Origin of the sequence: Streptomyces erythrochromogenes (assembly GCF_036170895.1) — a bacterium.
Lineage (GTDB): Bacteria > Actinomycetota > Actinomycetes > Streptomycetales > Streptomycetaceae > Streptomyces > Streptomyces erythrochromogenes.
The window spans coordinates 5915347-5936963 of record NZ_CP108036.1 but is presented as its reverse complement, the minus strand read 5'-3'; the positions used below and the strand labels follow the sequence as shown (position 1 = coordinate 5936963).

At 73.4% G+C, this 21617-nt stretch carries 20 protein-coding genes; 4 read left to right on the top strand and 16 right to left on the bottom strand.

Translation table 11 applies throughout. The annotated features are described in order from the left end of the window. The first annotated feature begins 246 nt into the window (after positions 1 to 246). Positions 247 to 2217, top strand: a complete 1971-nt coding sequence (locus tag OHA91_RS27150) for an anthranilate synthase family protein (protein ID WP_328740197.1) — start codon at positions 247 to 249, stop codon at positions 2215 to 2217. Between the two features lie 117 nt (positions 2218 to 2334). On the opposite strand, the gene OHA91_RS27145 is transcribed toward OHA91_RS27150, so the two are convergent. From OHA91_RS27145 to OHA91_RS27120, 6 genes are all read right to left on the bottom strand, one after another. Then, positions 2335 to 2652, bottom strand: a complete 318-nt coding sequence (locus OHA91_RS27145; protein ID WP_031153033.1) for a hypothetical protein — start codon at positions 2650 to 2652, stop codon at positions 2335 to 2337. A gap of 71 nt (positions 2653 to 2723) precedes the next feature. After that, positions 2724 to 3731: a 2-hydroxyacid dehydrogenase gene (locus tag OHA91_RS27140; protein ID WP_031153035.1), complete on the bottom strand. Its 1008-nt coding sequence runs from the start codon at positions 3729 to 3731 to the stop codon at positions 2724 to 2726. Between the two features lie 71 nt (positions 3732 to 3802). Next, on the bottom strand, positions 3803 to 4831 hold the full coding sequence (locus OHA91_RS27135; RefSeq protein ID WP_031153037.1) for a 6-phosphofructokinase: 1029 nt from the start codon (positions 4829 to 4831) through the stop codon (positions 3803 to 3805). Between the two features lie 153 nt (positions 4832 to 4984). Further along, positions 4985 to 5629, bottom strand: a complete 645-nt coding sequence (locus OHA91_RS27130; protein WP_051893308.1) for a response regulator — start codon at positions 5627 to 5629, stop codon at positions 4985 to 4987. A 59-nt stretch (positions 5630 to 5688) separates the two neighbouring features. Beyond that, on the bottom strand, positions 5689 to 6906 hold the full coding sequence (gene macS, locus OHA91_RS27125) for a MacS family sensor histidine kinase (protein ID WP_328740196.1): 1218 nt from the start codon (positions 6904 to 6906) through the stop codon (positions 5689 to 5691). A gap of 36 nt (positions 6907 to 6942) precedes the next feature. After that, complete coding sequence (locus OHA91_RS27120; RefSeq protein WP_031153043.1) at positions 6943 to 7674, bottom strand: lysophospholipid acyltransferase family protein; 732 nt, start codon at positions 7672 to 7674, stop codon at positions 6943 to 6945. Positions 7675 to 7844: 170 nt separating this feature from the next. Between OHA91_RS27120 and OHA91_RS27115 the strand changes: the two genes are divergently transcribed. Both OHA91_RS27115 and OHA91_RS27110 read left to right on the top strand, forming a co-directional pair. After that, positions 7845 to 8624 carry an alpha/beta hydrolase gene (locus tag OHA91_RS27115; protein WP_031153046.1) on the top strand — a complete coding sequence of 260 codons (780 nt, stop codon included), beginning with the start codon at positions 7845 to 7847 and terminating at the stop codon, positions 8622 to 8624. Then, entirely contained in the window at positions 8617 to 9222 is a 606-nt protein-coding gene (locus OHA91_RS27110) for a hypothetical protein (protein WP_328740195.1), read from the top strand. Before OHA91_RS27115 ends, OHA91_RS27110 begins: the two co-directional genes overlap by 8 nt. 77 nt (positions 9223 to 9299) lie before the next feature. On the opposite strand, the gene OHA91_RS27105 is transcribed toward OHA91_RS27110, so the two are convergent. From OHA91_RS27105 to OHA91_RS27080, 6 genes are all read right to left on the bottom strand, one after another. Further along, positions 9300 to 10061 carry an endonuclease/exonuclease/phosphatase family protein gene (locus OHA91_RS27105; protein ID WP_031153050.1) on the bottom strand — a complete coding sequence of 254 codons (762 nt, stop codon included), beginning with the start codon at positions 10059 to 10061 and terminating at the stop codon, positions 9300 to 9302. Positions 10062 to 10129: 68 nt separating this feature from the next. After that, complete coding sequence (locus OHA91_RS27100) at positions 10130 to 11071, bottom strand: ROK family glucokinase (RefSeq protein ID WP_031153053.1); 942 nt, start codon at positions 11069 to 11071, stop codon at positions 10130 to 10132. A 61-nt stretch (positions 11072 to 11132) separates the two neighbouring features. Further along, entirely contained in the window at positions 11133 to 11597 is a 465-nt protein-coding gene (locus OHA91_RS27095; RefSeq protein ID WP_266501996.1) for a DUF5304 domain-containing protein, read from the bottom strand. A 75-nt stretch (positions 11598 to 11672) separates the two neighbouring features. After that, positions 11673 to 12830, bottom strand: a complete 1158-nt coding sequence (locus OHA91_RS27090; protein ID WP_328740194.1) for an ArsA family ATPase — start codon at positions 12828 to 12830, stop codon at positions 11673 to 11675. A gap of 116 nt (positions 12831 to 12946) precedes the next feature. Further along, the gene (locus OHA91_RS27085) at positions 12947 to 13387 is read right to left on the bottom strand and encodes an SRPBCC family protein (protein ID WP_030850114.1); all 441 of its coding nucleotides are present in this window, start codon (positions 13385 to 13387) and stop codon (positions 12947 to 12949) included. A gap of 135 nt (positions 13388 to 13522) precedes the next feature. Beyond that, the gene (locus OHA91_RS27080) at positions 13523 to 14341 is read right to left on the bottom strand and encodes a metallophosphoesterase family protein (RefSeq protein WP_031153061.1); all 819 of its coding nucleotides are present in this window, start codon (positions 14339 to 14341) and stop codon (positions 13523 to 13525) included. A gap of 243 nt (positions 14342 to 14584) precedes the next feature. Here OHA91_RS27080 and OHA91_RS27075 point away from each other — a divergent pair, with 243 nt between their 5' ends. Then, positions 14585 to 16381, top strand: coding sequence for an AMP-dependent synthetase/ligase (locus OHA91_RS27075; protein ID WP_031153063.1), 1797 nt, complete (start codon positions 14585 to 14587; stop codon positions 16379 to 16381). Between the two features lie 33 nt (positions 16382 to 16414). Here the strand turns inward: OHA91_RS27075 and OHA91_RS27070 are convergent, their stop codons facing one another. The 4 genes from OHA91_RS27070 to OHA91_RS27055 all read right to left on the bottom strand — a co-directional run bounded on the left by OHA91_RS27070 (position 16415) and on the right by OHA91_RS27055 (position 21596). Further along, positions 16415 to 18028, bottom strand: a complete 1614-nt coding sequence (locus OHA91_RS27070) for a GMC oxidoreductase (RefSeq protein ID WP_031153065.1) — start codon at positions 18026 to 18028, stop codon at positions 16415 to 16417. Positions 18029 to 18159: 131 nt separating this feature from the next. Next, on the bottom strand, positions 18160 to 19302 hold the full coding sequence (locus tag OHA91_RS27065) for a glycosyltransferase family 4 protein (RefSeq protein ID WP_328740193.1): 1143 nt from the start codon (positions 19300 to 19302) through the stop codon (positions 18160 to 18162). Positions 19303 to 19322: 20 nt separating this feature from the next. After that, the gene (locus OHA91_RS27060) at positions 19323 to 20453 is read right to left on the bottom strand and encodes a hypothetical protein (protein WP_063835565.1); all 1131 of its coding nucleotides are present in this window, start codon (positions 20451 to 20453) and stop codon (positions 19323 to 19325) included. Between the two features lie 78 nt (positions 20454 to 20531). Beyond that, on the bottom strand, positions 20532 to 21596 hold the full coding sequence (locus OHA91_RS27055; protein ID WP_328740192.1) for a C40 family peptidase: 1065 nt from the start codon (positions 21594 to 21596) through the stop codon (positions 20532 to 20534). Between the last annotated feature and the right edge of the window lie 21 nt (positions 21597 to 21617).

The following is a 21617-nucleotide window of genomic DNA, read 5'->3' as shown; positions in this document are numbered from 1 at the left end:
GAATCCATGGTTCGGCCTGCGGTCCGGGACGGAACCGGGGCCGCGGCGGCGGTCTGGGCTATGGTTGACCGCGTGTACGCGCACACGAACCAGAACTGGTGGTGGCCCGCTCCCGGCGGCCCGCTTCCTGCGCGTACCTGAAGACACGCACGACGCCAAGGCCGCCCCGAGGGGCGGCCTTCCGCGTTCCCGGCCTCGGCGCCGGCAGCGAGAGCCGCTCCTCCCCCGACGGAAGGACGCTCCGCCATGGACACCAGCCGACCGAACCGCCCTGACGTACCCGGCCCGCTGGGCCGGCTGCTCGACGACTCCTGCCCGCCCTTCGCCCTGCTGCGCCGGCAGACCCCCGGCCGCGACCACGACACCGTCGAGGTGCTCCTCGGCGCGGTCCACGAGGCCGAGCACCTAGCCGACCTGCCCGTCGGTCCTCTGCCCACGCTCGTGCTCGTGCCCTTCCGGCAGATCCGGGAGCGCGGCTTCGACGTGCGCGACGACGGCACGCCGCTGAGCGCGCTGGTCGCCGAGGAGGTGCACGAGATCCCCCTCGCCGAGGCGCTGGCCGCGCTGCCGGCGCACGCGGTGCGGGTCGAGGACGGCGGCTTCGACGTCTCCGACGAGGCGTACGCGGACACGGTGGAGCGGGTGATCCGGGACGAGATCGGCCGGGGCGAGGGCGCGAACTTCGTCATCCGGCGCACGTTCGAGGGCCGGATCGACGGCTTCGGCCGGGCGGACGCGCTGGCCCTGTTCCGCCGGCTGCTGGAGGGCGAGCGGGGCGCGTACTGGACGTACGTCGTCCATACGGGCGAGCGCACGCTGGTCGGGGCCAGCCCCGAGGTCCACGTGCGGATGTCCGGCAGCACGGTCGTGATGAACCCGATCAGCGGAACGTACCGTCATCCGGCCACCGGACCGACCGCCGAGTCGCTCCTCGCCTTCCTCGGCGACCGCAAGGAGACCGAGGAGCTGTCGATGGTGGTCGACGAGGAACTGAAGATGATGTGCACGGTCGGGGACCGGGGCGGGGTGGTCGTCGGACCGCGGCTCAAGGAGATGTCGCACCTCACGCACACCGAATACGAGCTGCGCGGACGCTCCTCGCTGGACGTGCGGGAGGTGCTGCGGGAGACGATGTTCGCGGCGACGGTGACGGGCTCGCCGGTGCAGAACGCCTGCCGGGTGATCGAGCGGTACGAGAGCGGTGGGCGCGGCTACTACGCGGGGGCGCTGGCCCTGCTGGGCCTGGACTCGGCGGGTTCGCAGACGCTCGACTCCCCCATCCTCATCCGGACGGCCGACATCGCCCGGGACGGGCGGCTGCGGGTGCCGGTGGGCGCCACGCTGGTGCGGCACTCCGATCCGGCGGGCGAGGTCGCGGAGACGCACGCGAAGGCGGCGGGGGTGCTGGCGGCGCTCGGGGTGCGACCGGCGGCGCCCCGGCCGGCCGCCCCGGGGGCGCGGTTGGCGGACGACCCGCGGGTGCAGGCGGCCCTCACCGCCCGGCGGGCCGACCTGGCCCCCTTCTGGCTGCGGATGCAGGAGCGGCCGGCCGCTCCGGCGGGCCGTGCGCTGGTGGTGGACGGGGAGGACACCTTCACGGCGATGCTGGCGCACGTGCTGCGGGTGGCCGGGCTGGAGGTGACCGTACGGCGCTTCGACGAGCCGGGCCTGCGGGCGGCGGCCCTCGCCTGGGAGGGGCCGATCGTGCTGGGGCCCGGCCCGGGCAATCCGGCGGACTCCGCCGATCCGAAGATGCTGCTGCTGCGCGGGCTGACCGCCGAACTGCTGGCCGGGCACCGCCACGGCCTGCTCGGGGTGTGCCTCGGGCACGAGCTGCTCGCCGCCGAGCTGGGCCTGCCGCTGGTCCGCAAGGCGGAGCCGGCGCAGGGCGCGCAGACCCGGATCGAGCTGTTCGGGGCCGAGGAGGTGGTCGGCTTCTACAACACGTACACCGCGCACTGCGACGACGCCCTGGCCGCCGGGCTGGCCGCCCGGGGGGTGGAGGTGGCCCGGGACCGGTCCTCGGGGGAGGTCCACGCCGTGCGCTCCCCGGCCGGGGGCTTCGCCGGGGTCCAGTTCCACCCGGAGTCGGTCCTCACCCTGCGCGGCGCGGACCTGCTGCGCGAGCTGGTGACCGCCGTCCGCGCACCGGCCGCCGCCCGGGCGCCGCTGCCGCCGGGGCCGGGCGGGCCGAGTCGGCGGTGCTCGGCGTCCTGAGATCCGGGCTGCCGTTCCCCCTTCCGCCCGTCGCGGCCGACGGCTGCCGGGCGGCGACGCGGCGACGCGGCGACGCCCGGCACGGCCCGGCCCGGCCCGGTCTCCGGGGGCTCTCCCCTACTCCCCCGCGGGAACGGCTCCCCCGTCGGCCGCCGGGGCCGGCTTCGCCGCGCGGCGGGCGAGGAGGGCCCTGATCCCCTTGCACGCCCCGATCGCGAGCAGTACCGCGCCCGCGCCCACCAGTACGTCGAAGGAGCCGAGCGCCAGCCCGACGGACATCACCACTCCCACCGCGCCGTCGGCGACGGCCAGCCAGGGGTCCGTCCGTCGGCCGGGCTCCGCCCGGCGCAGCAGTTGGACGCCGCGGTAGACGAAGATCAGTTGCACGGCGGCGAAGACGCAGAAGGCCCACCGCATCCAGTCGGGTATGTCCACAGCGTGAGGGTAGCCCCGGCGACGGCCCCCACCGGGGAACCGGAAGGTGAACGTGATCCGAAATCCGGGGGCTACGGGGCCTGCGGCGGGTCCGGGACGAGGGTGTTCTCGGAGCGGCGGCCCGCGAGGTAGTCGGCCACGTTGGCGGCGGTGGTGTCGATGATCTGGCTCACCGCGTCGGTCGTGTAGTAGGCCTGGTGGGAGGTCACCACGACGTGGGGGAAGGTGACCAGCCGGGCCAGGGTGTCGTCCTCGACGGTCTCCAGGGAGCGGTCCATGAAGAAGATCCCGGCCTCCGCCTCGTACACGTCCAGGCCGACGCCCGTGAAGCGTCCGGCACGGAGCTCCGCGACCAGGGCCTCGGTGTCGATGAGGCCGCCGCGGCTGGAGTTCACCAGGATCGCGTCGTCCTTCATCAACCGCAGCGCCGCCGCGTCGACGAGGTGGCGCGTGGACCCCAGCAGCGGCACGTGCAGACTGATCAGGTCCGAGGAGGCGAACAGCTCCTCCTTGTCCACGTACTTCATGCCGAGCTCGACGCAGGCCGGGTTGCGCACGACGTCCCAGCCCAGCAGGTGCATGCCGTGGCCGTGCGCGATGCGGGTGAACGCCTCGCCGATCTTGCCGGTGCCGAGCACCCCGACCGTGCGGGCGTGCATGTCGCGGCCCATCAGCCCGTCCAGGCGGAAGTCGAAGTCCCTGGTCCGGGTCGCGGCCCGGACGATGCGCCGGTTGACGGCCATGGCGAGGGTCCAGGCGAACTCGGCCACGGAGTACGGGGAGTAGTACGAGACCCGGCTCACCGTCAGGCCGAGCTGCCGGGCGACGTCCAGGTCGATGTTGTTGAAGCCGGTGGAGCGCTGGGCGATCATCCGGGTCCCGCCGGCGGCCAGGATCCGCAGCACCCGCCCGTTGAGGTCGGCGTTGACGCTGGAGGAGACGACCTCGTACCCGGCGGCGATGGGGGCGGTGTCCTCGGTGAGGAAGACGTCCAGGCAGCGCACCTCGTGCAGGCCCGCGAACGCGGCTTCGAGCATGGGCTTCTCGTCCGCCTGCACGCCGAACGCCAGGATTTCCACGTTCACTCCAGTACGTAGGACCATGGGCCGTTCGTCACGATACGGCCCATGGTGTGCCAACGCCCGGCGGCTCAGCCGAAGAAGACGCCGACCTCCTTGTAGAGGGCGGGGTCGACCGTCTTCAGCTTCGCCGTCGCGTCCGCGATCGGCACGCGCACGATGTCCGTCCCCTTCAGCGCGACCATCTTCCCGAAGTCCCTGTCGTGCACGGCGTCGATCGCGTGCAGCCCGAACCGGGTCGCCAGCCAGCGGTCGAAGGCGCTCGGGGTGCCGCCGCGCTGGATGTGCCCGAGCACCGTCGTGCGGGCCTCCTTGCCGGTGCGCGCCTCGATCTCCTTGGCCAGCCACTCGCCGACGCCCGACAGCCGGACGTGCCCGAAGGAGTCCTTGGTGCCGTCCTTCAGCACCATGTCGCCGTCCTTGGGCATCGCTCCCTCCGCGACCACGACGATCGGCGCGTAGCTCGCCTTGAAGCGGGAGGTCACCCAGGCGCACACCTGGTCGACGTCGAAGCGCTGTTCCGGGATGAGGATGACGTTGGCCCCGCCGGCGAGCCCCGAGTGCAGGGCGATCCAGCCGGCGTGCCGGCCCATGACCTCGACGACGAGGACCCGCATGTGCGATTCGGCCGTGGTGTGCAGGCGGTCGATGGCCTCGGTCGCGATGCCGACGGCGGTGTCGAAGCCGAAGGTGTAGTCGGTGGCCGACAGGTCGTTGTCGATGGTCTTCGGCACGCCCACGCAGGGGATGCCGTATTCCGCGTGGAGGCGGGCGGCGACCCCGAGGGTGTCCTCGCCGCCGATCGCGATGAGCGCGTCCACCTCGTACTTGGCCAGGTTCTCCTTGATGTCGCGCACCCCGTTCTCCGTCTTGAACGGGTTGGTGCGCGAGGATCCGAGGATGGTGCCGCCGCGGGGCAGGATGCCGCGGACGGCGGGGATGTCGAGGGGGACGGTCCGCCCCTCGACCGCGCCGCGCCAGCCGTCCTTGAACCCGACGAACCCGCAGCCGTACTCCTGCTCGCCCTTGCGGACGACGGCCCTGATCACCGCGTTGAGCCCGGGGCAGTCGCCGCCACCAGTCAGCACTCCGACCTTCATTGCATCTCCCTTCGCCATGACGGTCACGCTAGTGGTGACGCAGGTCACAGCAAGGGATCTGGAGGGTCAATTCCGGTGGAATCGCGGGGCGTTGCGTACGCCCGTTCACTCGTACGAGGACGTAAGTACGATCGGCGGCCGCGTGAGCGGTGCTCACGCGTCGTCGAGACCGGCCTCTATCGCGTACCGGACGAGCTCCACCCGGTTGTGCAACTGCAGCTTGCCCAGGGTGTTCTGGACGTGGTTCTGCACGGTGCGGTGGGAGATGACCAGCCGCTCCGCGATCTGCTTGTACGAGAGCCCCTTGGCCACCAGTCGCAGCACCTCGGTCTCGCGGTCGGTCAGTTGCGGCGCCTTCGGCTCGTCCGAGGCGGCCGGCACCGGGTCGGTGGCCAGGCGCCGGTACTCGCCGAGCACCAGCCCGGCCAGGCCCGGGGTGAAGACCGGGTCCCCGGCGGCGGTGCGGCGGACGGCGTCGATCAGCTCCTGGGCGCCCGCGGACTTCAGCAGGTAGCCGGTCGCGCCTGACTTCACCGCCTCCAGTACGTCCGCGTGCTCGCCGCTGGCCGACAGGACCAGGACCCGCAGCGCCGGGTTGGCGCCGACCAGCTCCTTGCAGACCTGCACCCCCGGCATGCCGGGCAGGTTGAGGTCGAGGACCAGGACGTCGGGGGTGACCGCGCGGGCCCGGCGCACCGCTTCGGGGCCGTCGCCGGCGGTGGCCACCACGTCGAGGCCGGCGGCGGCCAGGTCGCGGGCCACGGCGTCGCGCCACATCGGGTGGTCGTCGACGACCATCACCCTGATCTCGCGCTTCTCCTGCGGCTGCTGCGGGTTGTTCACGTCGGTTCGCTCGCTCACTTCTTGTCCGTCCTGCCCCTGGGTACCTTCAGTTCCACTTCGGTGCCCTGCCCGGGGACGGACACCAGATCGGCGCTGCCGCCGAGGTCGCGAAGCCGGCCGCGGATGGAGAGGGCCACGCCCATCCGGCCCTCGCCCTCGGCCTGGTCGAGGCGGCCCGCGGGGATGCCGGGGCCGTCGTCGCGGACGGTCACTATCACCTCGTCGCCCCAGTCCTCGACCAGGATCCAGGCCCTGGCGCCTTCCCCGGCGTGCTTGCGCACGTTGTCGAGCGCGGCGCCGACGGCGGCCGCCAGCTCCTTCGCGGCGGGCACGGGCAGCGGTACCGGAGTGCCCGGCTCGGCGAAGCTCACCCGGGACCCGGCGTGCGGGGCGAGGAGCGTGCGCAGGTCCAGTTCGCCGTCGTCCGCGCCGGTCTCGTCGTCCTCGTACGAGTCGACCAGCGCGCCCCGCGACTCGTCGCGGGAGACCCGGGAGGGCTGCACCAGGCCGCTGGAGACGAGCGTGCGCAGCGCCACCTCCTGCTCCCCCGCCATCCTGCCGAGCTCCTCGGCCTCGCCGCCCAGTTCGGAGCCGCGGCGCTGGACCATGGCCAGGACCTGGAGGACGCCGTCGTGGATGTCGCGGGCGAGGCGCTCGCGCTCGCGGGTGGCGGCCTCGATCTCCAGGGCGCGGGCGAGGGTGTTCTCGCTGGCCCGGGCGACCTCGACGACGTAGCCGATGGCCACGGAGGCGACCCAGACCAGCAGGACGTTGTGCAGGGTGTCCCGGGTGGGCTGGCCGCTGTGGATGACGATGTTGGCCATGGCCACGAAGGTGGAGGCGAAGCAGGCCCAGCGCCAGCCGCCCTTGATGGCGAAGCCGAGGACGGCGCCGGCCGTCCAGATGGTGGGGAGGGTGGGCCCGCCGCCGATGATCCGCTCGTGGGTGTCGACGATCGGCGTCAGCAGGATCCCGACGATCGCGACGGTGAGGTCCGCGACGAGGAACCCCTTGGTGCAGCTGGCCGCGTTCGAGACCTTGCGGAAGGTCGCGAGCGTCCACACGGCCAGGACCGCGAGGTAGCCGGCCGCGGGCCAGGGGTGCGGGAACTGCCGGTACGCCGAGGCGAACAGCAGCACCGCGTAGACCATGGTCAGCAGCCGGTACGCGGTCAGGGCACGCCAGAGCGGCTGCTCGACCGACATGCGTACGACGCGTTCGCGTTTCGCCATCTCCCCCACCCCCCTGACGGGCGGTACCGCCCGCCGCTACTCGCTCTTGTCGGCCTTGTCCGCCTTGGCCGCCTTCTCGGCGTCCTTGGCCGCCTTCTCGGCGTCGGCGATCTGGCGCTTGGCCGCCGTCGCGTAGATGTCGACGTACTCCTGGCCGGAGAGCTTCATGATCTCGTACATGACCTCGTCGGTCACCGAGCGCAGGATGAAGCGGTCGCCGTCCATGCCGTGGTAGCGGCTGAAGTCCAGCGGCTTGCCGATCCGGATGCCGGGGCGCATGAGCTTGGGGATGACCTTGCCGGGCGGCTGGATCTTCTCCGTGTTGATCATCGCGACGGGGATCACGGGCGCGCCGGTGGCCAGTGCCACGCGGGCCAGGCCGCCGGGCTTGCCGCGGTAGAGGCGTCCGTCGGGTGAACGCGTGCCCTCGGGGTAGATACCGAACAGCTCACCGCGTTCGATGACCTCGACGCCGCTCTTGATGGCGGCCTCGCCGGCGCCGCGGGCGCCGGAGCGGTCCACCGGGAGCTGGCCGACGCCCTTGAAGAACGCGGCGGTCAGCTTGCCCTTGACTCCGGGGGAGGTGAAGTACTCCGCCTTCGCGATGAAGGTCACCTTCCGGTCCAGCACGGCCGGCAGGAAGAAGGAGTCGGAGAAGGACAGGTGGTTGCTCGCGAGGATCGCCGGCCCCTCCGCGGGAATGTTCTCGAGGCCCTCCACCCACGGCCTGAACGCGAGTTTCAGCGAACCGCCGATGGAGAACTTCATTGCGCCGTAGATCAACTCGAAAGCCTTCCTGTGTCTGTCGAACAGACCTTATCCCGTGCCCCCGCCGGCAGGGGCCCGACGACCCTGGCCGGTGCCACCCCCGTCGCGTACGGTGAAGTCACACAGAGCAACGCACCCGCCCGACGTACGTCATGATCAAGGAGTCCCTGGTGCCCGTCCTCCCTGGAGCCGAGCCGTTCCGCCACGAGGGCGGAGAGGTCGGCGTCCTTCTCTGCCACGGCTTCACCGGTTCCCCGCAGTCCCTCCGTCCCTGGGCCGAGTACCTCGCCGGGCGGGGCCTGACGGTGTCGCTTCCGCTGCTGCCCGGGCACGGGACGCGCTGGCAGGACATGCAGCTCACGGGCTGGCAGGACTGGTACGCCGAGGTGGACCGCGCCCTGCGCGAGCTGCTGGACCGGTGCACGCAGGTGTTCGTCTTCGGGCTGTCGATGGGCGGCGCGCTGACCCTGCGGCTGGCGGCCAAGCACGGGGACGCCATCAGCGGCATCGTGCTGGTCAACCCGGCCAACAAGGTGCACGACCCGCTGGCCTTCGCCCTTCCCGTGGCCCAGCACTTCATCCGGTCGACGCCCGGCATCGCCAGTGACATCGCCAAGCCGGGCTCGGTGGAGGTCGGCTACGACCGGGTCCCGACGCGGGCCGCGCACTCGCTGCGGAAGTTCCTGCAGCTGGTGGACGCCGATCTGCCGCAGGTGACCCAGCCGCTGCTGCTGCTGCACAGCCCGCAGGACCACGTCGTGCCGCCCGTCGACTCGGCGCGGGTGCTGGCCCGGGTCTCGTCGACGGACGTCACGGAGACCCTGCTGGAACAGAGCTACCACGTCGCGACGTTGGACCATGATGCGGAGCGGATCTTCGCGGACAGTTTTGCGTTCGTCGGCCGACTGGCGGAGAGCGTGGGCAGGGAGGGGGCGGAGGCCGGTGGCTGAGCACGAGGAGCAGTCGGGCGGCATCCCGCCGCTGGACGAGGAAGCGGCGTGGGCCGCGATCGTGGCCGGGTACGGGCAGGAGCCGCCGGACCCGCCGGGGTCCCGGCCGTTCCGGCCGATCGAGAACCTCCTGCTGCCCGAGGAGGACGTCAAGCCGCTGCCCCCGGAGCCGGGCGCGGACGCCAAGGCCAAGGGCGAGCCCGAGTCCGAGTCCGGGTCGAAGCCGGAGCCGCCCGCGGCGCCCGCGCCCGCGCTGGGCAGCTCGGTGGTCTTCGCCCCGGGCGTGGGCATGGCGGGTCCCCGTGACCACTCGCTGGCGGAGCCGGACGACGACGACCTGACTCCGGCGGACGAGGGCCACTTCGTCCCGCCCGAGCCGGAGCTCCCGCCCGCGGACACGACGGCGAAGTTCGCGTGGCTCGCGGTGGTCGGCGGTCCGGTGCTCCTGCTGCTGGCGGTGCTGCTGCAGTGGGACATGACCTGGTGGCTGACGACGCTGGGCATCGGCGGCTTCCTGGGCGGCTTCGCGACGCTGATCGCCCGCATGCAGCACGGCGACGAGGAGGACGACGACCCGGGCCGCGGCGCGGTCGTCTGACGGACGAGGCCGGCGGGGCTGCCCTTCAGCCCCGCCGCACCGCCCGGCCCCGCCGGCGCGGCACCCGGACGGCAGGGCTACGGCAGAGCCGGCAGCCGCAGCGCCGCCAGCACCGGCAGGTGGTCCGTGGCGGACCGCAGGTCCGCTCCGGACACCCCCGCCAGCCCCGCTGGGACACCGCAGGCCAGCACTTCCACTCCCGCCGTGGCGAAGACCGCGTCGATCCGCCGGTCCGGCGCCGCCGCCGGGAAGGTCCGCTCCCCGCCCCAGGGGGCAACCGACCAGCAGTCCTGCAGCGCGCCGGCGAGCCGCCGGAAGGCGGGGCCGTCCGGCCCCTCGTTCACGTCGCCCGCGGCGATCCCGTACGGGGTGTCCAGCGCCGCGACCCGGTCGAGGAGGAGGTCGGCCTGCTCCCGCCGCTGGGCCCGGTCCAGGGACAGGTGCGCCGAGACCACGCCCAGGCGCACGCCGCCGATGCGGACGACCGCTGTGGCCAGGCCCCGGCGGTGCAGTCCGGGCGTGTGCGGCAGCAGTACGTCCTGCGTCCGCTCCACGAAGACCCGCAGCGAGCACAGCAGCAGCGGTCCGGTCGCGGTCGCGCCCCCGCCCAGCACCACCAGGTCGCACTTGGCGGCGACCCGCGCCGCGTGTTTGCGCCAGCGGAAGAACCGCGGCGCCTCCTGTACGAGGACCAGGTCGGGTTCGCAGGCCCGGATGACCCGGACCAGCGCCTCCTCGTCGTCGCGCAGCGAGCGGATGTTGTAGCTGAGCACCCGGATCACGGCGGAACCGTCGGGTTCCGTACGGGACTTCGGCAGCGTGGGCGGCAACTGGTCCATGTAACGCAAGATACGCAGCCGCCCGCCGCTCCCCCAAGGGGCGCGGCGGGCGGTCCGGGTGGAAGGGGTCAGCCCTGGCGGGCCAGGTCGGCCGCGCCGACGAGTCCGGCCTTGCCGCCGAGCTGCGCGGCCAGCACCTGGGCGTGCGGGCGCCAGGCGCCGCCGACCAGCCAGCGCTTGAAGGACTTGCGGATCGGGTCGAGCACGAGGTCGCCCTCGTCGGAGACGCCGCCGCCGACGATGAAGGCGGACGGGTCGAAGAGGGAGGCCAGGTCGGCGAGTCCGGCGCCGGCCCAGCGGGCCAGTTCGCGGAAGGCGTCGACGGCCACCAGGTCGCCCTGGCGGGCGGCCTCGCTGATGTGCTTGCCCTCGATGCCCTCGGGGGTGCCGTCGCCGAGCGCGAGCAGGATCGTCGCGTGCTCGGGGGTGGCGTTGGCGCGCTGCTTGGCGTAGCGGACGAGGGCGCGCCCGGAGGCGTACTGCTCCCAGCAGCCCTGGCTGCCGCAGCCGCACAGCAGGCCGTCCGGGACGACCCGGATGTGGCCGAACTCGGCGGCGACGCCGAAGCGTCCGCGCCGCAGCTTGTTGCCGATGATGATGCCGCCGCCGAGGCCGGTGCCGAGCGTGATGCAGATGACGTCGTCGTGGCCCTGGCCGGCACCGAAGCGGTATTCGCCCCAGGCCGCGCAGTTCGCGTCGTTCTCGACGACGACGGGCAGGCCGATGCGCTGCTCGACCTTGTCCTTGAGCGGCTCGTGGCGCCAGTTGATGTTCGGCGCGAAGAGCACGGTCGCGCGCTTGTCGTCCACGTATCCGGCGGCGCCGATGCCGACGGCCTCGATGGTGTGGTTGCTGCTGACCTCGGACACGGCGGCGCAGATGGCCTCCGTCACGCCGTCCGCGGTCGGCGGGGTGGGCACCTTGTACGTCTCAAGGATCGTGCCCTCTTCGTCGACCACGCCGGCCGCGATCTTCGTGCCGCCGATGTCGACGCCGATGGTGAGTCCCATTAGTCCCTCGGTTTCCGGTCAAACCCCGCCACGGCCAACGGTACCCGAGGGCGTCGGGGGTTCAGTCGAGATCGATCCGCTCGGCGGGACCGTCGTCGGGGCCGTCCCGGCGGGGGTCGCGGTCGCCGGAGGCCTGCCGGGGTGCCCGGGGCTCGCCCCGGGTCCAGCGGCCCTCGTGGCCCTCGACGGCGGAGCGGTAGGCGGCGAGCAGCTCGGAGCCGGCGGCCGCGAGGTGGTCGAAGACCTCGGGGTTGCGTTCGACGACGGGCTTCGCGGCGCTTTTCGCCTGGTCGACGATCTGGCGGACCGCGCCCTGTGCGGCGGCGCCGAACAGCGGGTTGTTCAGGCCGGAGACCTTGTCGGCGACGGCCTCGAAGAGCTTGAACAGCTCCTCGGCGGCGGTGCCGGTGGTTCCGGAGCCGGCCTGGCCCTGCCCGCGCAGGCGCTCCTTCTCGGCCGCGAGGTCCTCGGCACAGGCCTTGGCCCAGGCGTCGTCGTCGGTGGGGCGGTCGGTGGCCTCGCTCATGGCGGACTCTCCTGCGGCGGCTGCTGGGCGTGCGTGCTGTCTACCTTCGACGGTACCCGAACGGGGGTATCCGGTTCAGCGCGTACGGGGCCACAGGCCGGGGTCGGGGGTGAAGCGGATGCGGAGCTCGCCTTCGGTGAGGGCGGCGCCGGAGACGGTGCACCGGCGCAGCGCCGAGGGCAGCGGAACGATCCTGCGGTACGGGCCCGCGGTGAGCAGCAGCTCGTCGCCGCGGCGGACGAGGTCGAGGTCGCGTTTGTGCGCGCCGGGCAGCGGAACCACCCAGACGAGGACGCCGTCCTCGGCGAGCCGGTCCTCGACGGTCCAGGCCCGGCGGGGCGCGGGCGCGTCCGGGACGAGTCCGCCGGGGGCGGCGAGCCGGTCGAGGTCGTCCTGGCCCTGGGGGTCGGGGCCGAGGTGGGCGAGGGCGACCACCGGGCCCTCGTCGGCCCACTCGGCGGCGTACTTCTCCTGCTGGGCGGCGAGCCCGGCGAGCCAGGGGTCGGCGGAGCCGTGCGGGACCATCCGGTTGGCGACGACGGCGGAGACGGGCAGCTGCTGGAGGGCGAGGCCCAGGCGTCCCAGCCGAAGCGTGTCGGCGGCGGCCGGTCCGGGCTCGGCGACCAGGCGCACTTCGGTGGTGTCGGCCTCCACGACGGCCTGGACGGCGGCCAGCTCCTCGTCCCAGCGCGCTGCGGCCTCGTAGAGCCACTGGGCGGGCATGGGCACGCCGGCCAGCTGGGCCAGTACGGGCCGCAGGGCGCGGGCGGCCTGCTTCTCTGCGGGGAGCAGGCGGGCGAGGTAGCGGCGCAGCTGGGCGGGGAGGGCGAGGGTGGCGACGGCCTGGTGGAGCGGGGGCAGGTCGACGACGACGAGGTCGGTGGCGGGTGCGGCGGCGGCCCGTCGCAGGGCGCGGAGCAGGGCGAACTGTTCGGAGCCGGGCAGTTCGGTGAGTTCCTCGGCGCCCAGCGGCCGGGCGCCGACCATGGCGAGGAGGGCGGATCCGCGTTCCTGGAGGGCGACGAGTTCGTCGCGGAACTCCTGGCCGGAGTCCACCCGGGCGACGCTCAGGCCGGGCGGGATCGGGTCGCCGAGGAGTTCGGCGAGCGGGTCGCCCGGGTCGCCGGAGAGCAGCAGCACCCGCTGCCCCTCGCGGGCCGCGGCGAGGGCGGTGGCCGCCGCCACGGTGGTCCGCCCGGCCCCGCCGGGGCCGGTGATGAGCAAGGTGTGCATGTGGGGGTGCTCCGGATCGGTGGGGTGCGCCGCCGCGCGGTGCCGCCCGGCGGGACGCCGCGGGGCGGTGCCGCGCCGGTGTCGGGCGCGGCACCGCCCCGGGTGGCGGGTCGGACTCAGACGGACTCGACGCGCTTCTTCAGGCCCGCCAGCGCGCGGTCGATGATGACCTTCTCGGCCTTGCGCTTGATCATGCCGAGCATGGGGATCTTGACGTCGACGGTCAGCTGGTAGGTGACCTCGGTGCGCTTGCCGCCGTCCACCGGGGCCAGCCGGTAGGAGCCGTCGAGCTGGCGCAGCATCTGGGACTTGTCCAGGGTCCAGCTGACCTCGTCGGTGCCCTTCCAGGTGTAGGCGAGGGTGTGGTCGTCCTTGATCGCGCCCGCGTCGAGCAGCAGTCGGACCTTCTCGGCCCGGCCCGCGGCGTCGGTGGCGAGGACCTCGGCCTCCTTCACCTCGCCGGTCCACTCGGGGTAGCGGGCGAAGTCGGCGATCACGGCCATCACGTCGCCGGGCGCGGCGTCGATCGTGATGCTTGAGCTGGTGTGTTCCGCCATCGCGGTCGCTCCTCCGGAGTTTGTTCGAGGATGTGTACGGCCTCCGGCCGCCGCGTGAAGGCTACCGCGCGTGTGGGCGCCGCCACTCCAGTGGCTCCCCGGGCCCGGTGCGGGCGGCGCGGAACCGGCCGGTTCTCACCACTCCATGGCCCATGGGCGGCCGGTCGACGCGAAGTGTCCGACGTTCACGCACTCGGTGGCGCCGATCCGCATCCGCCGGGCCAGCGGCTGGTGGACGTGGCCGAAGAGGGCGTAGCGGGGCCGGGTGCGGCGGATGGCGGCCAGCAGGGCCTCGCTGCCGCGTTCGAAGCGGCGTGCGACGGTGTCGTAGCAGAGCTCGGGCACTTCCGGCGGGATGTGCGAGCACAGCACGTCGACCTCGCCGAGGGCCTCGACCTTGGCGGCGTACTCCTCCACGTCCACTTCGTAGGGGGTGCGCATGGGCGAGGGCAGTCCGCCGCCGACGAAGCCGAAGACGCGTCCGGCGATCTCGACGCGCTGTCCGTCGAGCACGGTGAGGCCGTGGCGGTCGGCGTACTCGGGCCACAGCGTCGGGATGTCGACGTTGCCGTAGGTGGCGTACGTGGGGCGGGGGAAGGCGGCGAACATCTCGGCGTACTGGCGGCGCACGGCCTCCTCGATCACCTGTTCGCGGTCGAGGCCCGCCCAGAGCCGCCGGCCGAGGGCGTGGGCCTCTTCGAAGCGGCGCTGGGTGCGCAGCTCGACGATGAGGTCGGCGTTCTCGACGCCGAACAGGTCGGGGAAGATCCCGCGCGAGTGGTCGGCGTAGTCGAGGAAGAGGACGAGGTCGCCGAGGCAGATCAGGGCGTCGGCGCCGTCGCCGGCCCGGGCGAGGGCTTCGGTGTTGCCGTGGACGTCGCTCACGACGTGGACCCGTGTGCGGCTCGATCCGCTCGTGCCGCCGCCGTTCTCGCCCCGCTTGGTGCCAGCCATGCGGACAACCCTAGGGGGACTCGTGAGGGCCGGGTAGTGGGGGTGTGAAAGGTCGGCCTACCTGCGGTTACTTCCGAGTCGCCAGAGGGGTCGACTACTGTCGGCACGTTGGGGCCGGGCCTCGTGAGTGCAGAATGTGACGCACGGAACATCTGGCCGGTTCCCTCTATCGGGAACCCACTACCGGTGGGTAACGTCCGGTCGGTCCACATGGTGGCGATGGCGCCCAGAGGAGCAGCAGTCTTGCGCGAGTTCAGCCTTCCGGCCCTGTACGAGGTCCCGTCGGACGGGAACCTGACGGATCTCATCCGCCGCAACGCCGCTCAGCACCCAGACACCGCCGTGATGAGCCGCAAGGCCGACGGCCGGTGGCAGGACGTGACGGCGACCGAGTTCCTGGCCGAGGTCCGTGCCACGGCCAAGGGCCTGATCGCGGCCGGCGTCCGTCCCGGCGACCGCGTCGCCCTGATCTCCCGCACCCGCTACGAGTGGGTGCTGATCGACTTCGCGATCTGGAGCGCGGGCGGCGTCACCGTCCCCGTGTACGAGACCAGCTCCCCCGAGCAGATCCAGTGGATCCTCGGCGATTCCGGCGCCGTCGCGGTCGTCGTGGAGAGCACCGGGCACGGCAAGGCCGTGGCCTCGCTGCGCGACCGCCTGCCGGAGCTGCGCGAGGTCTGGGAGATCGAGCAGGGGGCGGTGGAGGCGCTGAAGGCCGCGGGCGCGGCCGTCACCGACGCCGAGGTCGAGGAGCGCAGCAGCCTCGCGAACGCCGACGACCCGGCCACCATCGTCTACACCTCGGGCACCACCGGCCGCCCCAAGGGCTGTGTGCTGACCCACCGCAACTTCTTCGCGGAGTGCGGCAACGCGGTGGAGCGCCTGAGCCCGCTGTTCAAGACCGGCGAGTGCTCGGTGCTGCTGTTCCTGCCGGCCGCGCACGTCTTCGGGCGCCTGGTGGAGGTGGCGGCCGTACTGGCGCCGATCCGCCTGGGTTGCGTACCGGACATCAAGAACCTCACCGACGAGCTGCAGTCCTTCCGCCCCACGCTGATCCTCGGCGTCCCCCGGGTCTTCGAGAAGGTCTACAACTCGGCGCGCGCCAAGGCGCAGGCCGAGGGCAAGGGGAAGATCTTCGACGCCGCGGCCGAAACGGCCATCGCCTACAGCCGTGCGCTGGACACCCCGCGCGGCCCGTCGTTCGGGCTGAAGCTCAAGCACAAGCTCTTCTCGAAGCTGGTCTACAGCAAGCTGCACGCGGTCCTCGGCGGGCGCGGCGAGTACGCGATCTCCGGCGGCGCGCCGTTGGGCGAGCGGCTCGGCCACTTCTTCCGCGGCATCGGCTTCACGGTCCTGGAGGGCTACGGCCTGACCGAGTCCTGTGCCGCGACCACCTTCAACCCGTGGGACAAGCAGAAGATCGGCACGGTCGGCCAGCCCATGCCGGGCTCCGTGGTGCGCATCGCGGACGACGGCGAGGTGCTGCTGCACGGCGAGCAGATCTTCACGGGGTACTGGAACAACGAGGCGGCGACCGCCGAGGCGCTGACCGACGGCTGGTTCCACACCGGCGACGTCGGCACCCTCGACGAGGACGGCTACCTCACGATCACCGGCCGCAAGAAGGAGCTCATCGTCACGGCGGGCGGCAAGAACGTGGCCCCCGCGGTGATCGAGGACCGGATCCGGGCGCACGCGCTGGTCGCGGAGTGCATGGTGGTCGGCGACGCGAGGCCGTTCGTGGCCGCGCTGGTCACGATCGACGAGGAGTTCCTCGGCCGCTGGGCCGCGGAGAACGGCAAGCCGACCGGGGTCACGGCGGCGGAGCTGCGTGAGGACGCGGACCTCATCGCCGCCGTCCAGAAGGCGATCGACGACGGCAATGCGGCGGTCTCCAAGGCGGAATCGGTGCGGAAATTCCGCATTCTGCCCTCCCAGTTCACGGAGGAGTCGGGCCACATCACGCCGTCGCTGAAGCTCAAGCGCAACGTGGTGGCGAAGGACTACGCGGACGAGATCGAGGCGCTCTACCGCGGCTGATCCGCTCTGCCGGCCCGCGGCCGGAGGACGCCGTCAGCGGGGGTCGGCGAGGATCCGCGCCATGTTCCGCTCGGCGAGGGCGGTGATGGTGACGAACGGGTTCACGCCGAGCGACCCCGGGACCAGGGAGCCGTCCACCACGTAGAGCCCCTGGTAGCCCTTGGCCCGCCCGTAGGCGTCGGTCGCGTCCCCGAGGACGCAGCCGCCGAGCGGGTGGTAGGTGAAGTCGTCGGCGAAGGCCCGGTTCCCGCCGAAGAGGTCGTAGCGGTAGATCGTGAAGTTGCGCCGGTTGATGCGGTCGAAGAGGTTCTTCGCCGCGTTGACCGAGGGCGCGTTCTGGTCCCGCCGCCAGTTCAGGCGTGCGGAGTCGGTGGCCGCGTCGTAGGTGAAGTGCCCGCGCTCCGGGTTCCTGGTGATGGCCAGGTACATCGAGATCCAGTGTTCGAGGCCCATGGGCAGCGGGGCGATCTCGGCGAAGACCGGGTTCGCGGCGTTGTCCCAGTCGTCGATGCCCAGCGCCGGCATGGTGGCCTGGTGGGCGCCGACCGTGTCCCAGAGGTGGTTGGCGCGCGCGGTCATGACGTTGCCGTTGGGGCCCCAGCCGCGCCCGACCCTGTCGCTGAGCGCGGGCAGGGCGCCGGTCTCGCGGGCCCGCAGCAGGATCTCGGTGGTGCCCAGGCTGCCGGCGCCGAGGAAGAGCTGCCGGCAGCCGAGTTCGCGGACGTGGGTGACCTTCCCCGTGACGTCGCTGGTGCGCACCGTCACGACGTACCCGCCGGCCGGGTCGGGCCGCACGCCGACCACGCGCTGCATGGTCTCGATGGTGACGTTGCCGGTCCCGATGGCGGCGGCGAGGTAGGTCTTGTCGAGGCTCTTCTTCCCGTGGTTGTTGCCGTAGATGACCTCCCCGGCCAGTGCCGAGCGGGGTGCGGTGCCGGCGGCCTCGCGCTTCATGTGGTCGAAGTCGTAGACGTTGGGCACGAAGACGGTCTTCAGGCCGGTGTTGTGGGCGTGCTTGCGGGAGATCCGGGCGAAGCGGTACCACTCGGTGGACTCGAACCAGGCCGGGTCGATGTCGTTCACGCCGAGCAGGGCGCGGGCGCGCGGGTAGTAGGTGCCGTACATCTCGTCGGCGTCGACCCCGGGGAAGACCTCGGTGAAGTACGAGCGCCTGGGGACGGGTGCCATGCCGCCGTTGACGAGGGACCCGCCGCCGACGCCGCGCCCCACGTAGACGGACATGTCGCCGTGGTTCACGCGGTCCAGGACTCCGGGGTACGGGCTGATGTCGCGGTTGACCACGTCGAGCCAGAGGAACTGCGCGAGCGGGGCCTCGGTGCGGGTGCGGAACCACATGGAGCGGTGGTCGGGGGCGGAGGTGGAGGGGAAGACCTTGCCGTCGGGCCCGGGGGTGTCCCACAGCCGGCCCATTTCGAGGACGACGGTACGCACGCCCGCCTGCCCGAGGCGCAGGGCGGCGACGGCGGATCCGTAGCCGGAGCCGACGACGATGGCGGGGGCGTACTGGGCGGCGGCGGGCTCGACGGCGGCGGCGGAGGCCGCCCCGATCCGTGTGAAGCCGAGGGCGGCGGCGGTCGAGAGTGCGCCGAGTCCCAGCATTTGACGGCGCGTCAGGTTGGGTGTCATGGCCGCATCATGAGCGGATTCCGGCCGTCCGCCCAGACGCGGTGTTGACAGACATCTGAGGAACAGTCAGACATGGCTGCGCGGCCCGCCACCCGGGGCGGAGCGGCCCGCCACCTCGGGGCGGAACCCCGCTACAGCAGCTCGCGCAGGCGTTCCGCCAGGAGGTCCCAGCGCCATTTCTCCTCGACCCAGGCGCGGCCGCGCTCGCCCATGCGGGCGCGCAGGTCCGGGTCCTGGAGCAGGGCCACGATCCGGTCCGCGGCCTCCTCGGGCGCACCGCCGCGCACGACCCAGCCCGTCTCGCCGTCCAGCACCGCGTCCGGCGCACCGCCCGAGTCGCCCGCGACCACCGGCAGGCCCGTCGCCGAGGCCTCCAGGTAGACGATCCCGAGCCCCTCCACGTCGAGGCCGCCCCGCCGGGTCCGGCAGGGCATGGCGAAGACGTCGCCCGCGCCGTAGTGCGCGGGGAGTTCGGACCACGGGACGGCTCCCGTGAAGACCACCGACCGGGCCACGCCCGTGGACTGGGCCAGCGCCCGCAGGTCCGCCTCGTACGGGCCGCCGCCGACGATCAGCAGCACGGCGTCGGGGACCGCGGCCAGGATCCGCGGCATGGACTCGATCAGCGTGTCCTGGCCCTTGCGCGGGACCAGCCGCGACACGCACACGACCACGGGCCGGTCCGAGAGGCCGAGCCGGGCCCGGATCTCGTCGCCGCCCGACGCCGGGTGGAAGGTCTTCTCGTCCACACCCGGCGGGAGTTGGACCATCCGCGCCGCCGCCCGGTCGGTGACCGCCGAGGCGATCCGGGAGCGCGTGTACTCCCCCAGGTACGTCAGCGTGTCCGTGCCCTCGCCGATCCGCCGCAGCAGCTGCCGCGCGGCCGGCAGCTGGGCCCAGCCCGCCTCGTGCCCGTGGGTGGTCGCCACGATCCGCCGCGCGCCCGCCCGCCGCAGCGCCGGGCCCATCAGGCCGAGCGGGGCGGCGGCGCCGAACCAGACCGACTCGCAGCCGTGTTCGCGCAGCAGGCCGACGGCCCGCCGCGTCACGCGCGGGGTCGGCAGCAGCATCGTCGTACGGTCACGGACCACCTGGAACGGCTGCTCCGCGTCGAAGGCGGCGGTGGCCTCGCGGCCCTCCGCGCTGTGCTTCCACGTGGAGGCGTAGACGACGACCCGGTCGGGATCCAGCCGTAGCGCCATGTTGTGGAGGAAGGCCTGGATGCCGCCCGGTCGCGGCGGGAAGTCGTTGGTCACGATCAGGGTCTTGTGCATCGCCTGCCGACAGTACCCGCTCAGCGCAGCTCCTCGCGAAGGGACTCCTGCCACGCTGCCGTCAGCCCGGCCCGGTCCACCCCGAGGGTCGCCCGCAGCGCGGTCTCCAGCGGCTCGCGCCCGGCCCGTCCGTACAGGTCCACCAGCGCCCTCTCGCCCCACTCGGCCGCGATCAGCCGGCACGCCAGCCACGCGCCCTCGTACGCCCGCGCCGCCGCATCCGGGTCCCCGCCGAAGGCGAAGTCCTCGGTCCGGGGCAGCTCCCCCGGCAGCTCGCCGCGCCGCACCGCCCGGGCGAGCGCCGGGGCGGCCTGCGCGGGGGGCGTGGATGCGCCCCGGTACGCCGCCCAGTCCGCGAAGCCCTCGGAGAGCCACAGCGGGGTGGCCGCGGAGGTCGCCGCGCGCGTGGCCACGTGCGTGACCTCGTGGGTCAGGATGATCCGCCGGCCCTCCGCGCCCAGTCCGGCGTACCCCTCGGGGTTGACCACGACCCGGTCCGCGGGGGCCGGGCCGGCGCCCACCCGGCCGGTGGTGACGGCGCCGAGCCCCCGGTAGGTGTCGGCGGGGCGGCCCAGCAGCCGCGCCATCGCGTCGAGGGAGCCGGGGACCAGTACGACCACCCGGCCCGCCCAGGGCCCGGGCCGGGCGGCGCTCGCTGCGGGCACCGCACGGTCGGCCTCGGCGGCGATCTCCCGCAGCGTCCCGGCGCTCTGCCCGGCCCCGCCGAGGACCAGGGAGTGCGTACCGGTGGCCACCGAGACAGGGCCCTGGTCCCACAGCTGCGGCAGGGCGCCGGGCGCGGGCCGGTCGGCGCCCACCCGCCAGGTACCGCCCTCCCGGACCAGCTCCACCTCGCGTGCCGACTCCTCGGGGGCGGTGTCGTAGCCGGCCAGGCGGTAGCGCAGCCGGGCCGTCGCGAGGGCGCGGTCGCCGTCGCGCCGTACCGAGGAGACCTCGTACGCCCAGTCCGTCAGCGGGATGCCGGCGAGCGCCTCGGGCACGGCCCGCGACCAGTCGGCGACGGCCCGGCGGACCTCCCGCCCGGCGGTGCCGGCGCTACCGGCCGGCCGCGGGCCGCAGCCGGCGAGCAGCGCGCCCAGGAGGAGCACCACGAGCGGCAGGATGCGCGGCGGACGGCGGACGGGGAGCATCCGCCGATCGTACGCAGGGCGCCGCGGGCGACGGGCGCGGCAGGGGCGGCGGCGGGCGGTCCGCCGCCGCCCGCGGGGTCAGGGGCGGGTCACCGCCGACACCGGCATCATCCCGACCGGGTCGTAGCGCACCCGGGCCCCGGGGTAGGGGGCGTGGACCACCTGGCCGTTGCCGACGTACATGCCGACGTGGCTGGCATCGGAGCGGTACGTCACCAGGTCGCCCGGCCGGGCCTGCGACAGCGGCACCTGGCGCCCGGCGTGCCGCTGGGCCTGCGAGGTGCGCGGCAGCGAGACGCCCGCCTGCCGGTAGGACCAGACCATCAGCCCGGAGCAGTCGAAGCCGGAGGGCCCGGTGGATCCCCACACGTACGGGCGGCCGACGGCGGCCCGGGCGGCCATCACGGCAGCCGCTGCGCGGCCGGAGGAGGGGCCTCCGGCGCCCATGGGGCCCAGGTCCGGCAGTGCTTCGTGGCGCCCGCCGGAGCGCGAGGAGCGCTCGAAGTCGGCCCGCTCCGCGGACGGCATGGAGTTGAGGAGCCGCTGGGCCGCGGCGAGCTTCGCGGTGACGGAGCGCTTGTGGCGGGCGACGTCGGAGCGCAGGGCGTCGAGTTCGGCGAGTTTGCGGGAGGCCTCCGAGCGCACCTGGCCGAGCCGGCGCTGTTCCTGGCGCAGGTCGTGGAGCTGCCGGGCCTGACGCTCGGTCAGCCGGTCCAGGGCGGCGGCCTGCTCCAGGTAGGCGTCGGGGTCCTCGGCCAGCATCAGCCCGACGGCGGGGTCGATGCCGCCGCTGCGGTACTGGGCCCCGGCGAAGGTGCCGAGGACGCCGCGCATGGCGTTGATGCGCTCCTGGCCGCGGGCGACCGCGTCCTGGGCCCGGTTGACCTCGATGCGGAGCCTGTCGGCCTTCTCGCCCGCCTCGTTGAAGTGCTCGGTGGCCTGCTCGGCCTCCTCGAAGAGCCGGTCGACCTGGGCGCTGACGCCGGATCTCGCGCCGCCGCCCGGTTCGTGCGGGTGGCCGGGGGCCGCGCTCGCGGGTGCGCCCGCCATGGCGACCGCGGCGGTGGCCGCGGCGGCGGTGAGGACGGTGACCTTCGTGTTCCGGTCGAGGCCGCCGAGCCCGGGCCGACGATGGGACGCCACGTGGAGCCGCTCCCTTCCGCT

Coding starts and splice junctions, on each gene's coding strand:
- OHA91_RS27080 (WP_031153061.1), bottom strand. CDS start 14,341: ATGGCTGGCACCAAGCGGGGCGAGAACGGCGGCGGCACGAGCGGATCG.
- OHA91_RS27085 (WP_030850114.1), bottom strand. CDS start 13,387: ATGGCGGAACACACCAGCTCAAGCATCACGATCGACGCCGCGCCCGGC.
- OHA91_RS27135 (WP_031153037.1), bottom strand. CDS start 4,831: ATGAAGGTCGGAGTGCTGACTGGTGGCGGCGACTGCCCCGGGCTCAAC.
- OHA91_RS27130 (WP_051893308.1), bottom strand. CDS start 5,629: ATGGTCGTCGACGACCACCCGATGTGGCGCGACGCCGTGGCCCGCGAC.
- OHA91_RS27150 (WP_328740197.1), top strand. CDS start 247: ATGGACACCAGCCGACCGAACCGCCCTGACGTACCCGGCCCGCTGGGC.
- OHA91_RS27105 (WP_031153050.1), bottom strand. CDS start 10,061: ATGGACCAGTTGCCGCCCACGCTGCCGAAGTCCCGTACGGAACCCGAC.
- OHA91_RS27070 (WP_031153065.1), bottom strand. CDS start 18,028: ATGACACCCAACCTGACGCGCCGTCAAATGCTGGGACTCGGCGCACTC.
- OHA91_RS27060 (WP_063835565.1), bottom strand. CDS start 20,453: ATGCTCCCCGTCCGCCGTCCGCCGCGCATCCTGCCGCTCGTGGTGCTC.
- OHA91_RS27090 (WP_328740194.1), bottom strand. CDS start 12,830: ATGCACACCTTGCTCATCACCGGCCCCGGCGGGGCCGGGCGGACCACC.
- OHA91_RS27120 (WP_031153043.1), bottom strand. CDS start 7,674: ATGAAGTTCTCCATCGGCGGTTCGCTGAAACTCGCGTTCAGGCCGTGG.
- OHA91_RS27095 (WP_266501996.1), bottom strand. CDS start 11,597: ATGAGCGAGGCCACCGACCGCCCCACCGACGACGACGCCTGGGCCAAG.
- OHA91_RS27100 (WP_031153053.1), bottom strand. CDS start 11,071: ATGGGACTCACCATCGGCGTCGACATCGGCGGCACGAAGATCGCGGCC.
- macS (WP_328740196.1), bottom strand. CDS start 6,906: ATGGCGAAACGCGAACGCGTCGTACGCATGTCGGTCGAGCAGCCGCTC.
- OHA91_RS27065 (WP_328740193.1), bottom strand. CDS start 19,302: ATGCACAAGACCCTGATCGTGACCAACGACTTCCCGCCGCGACCGGGC.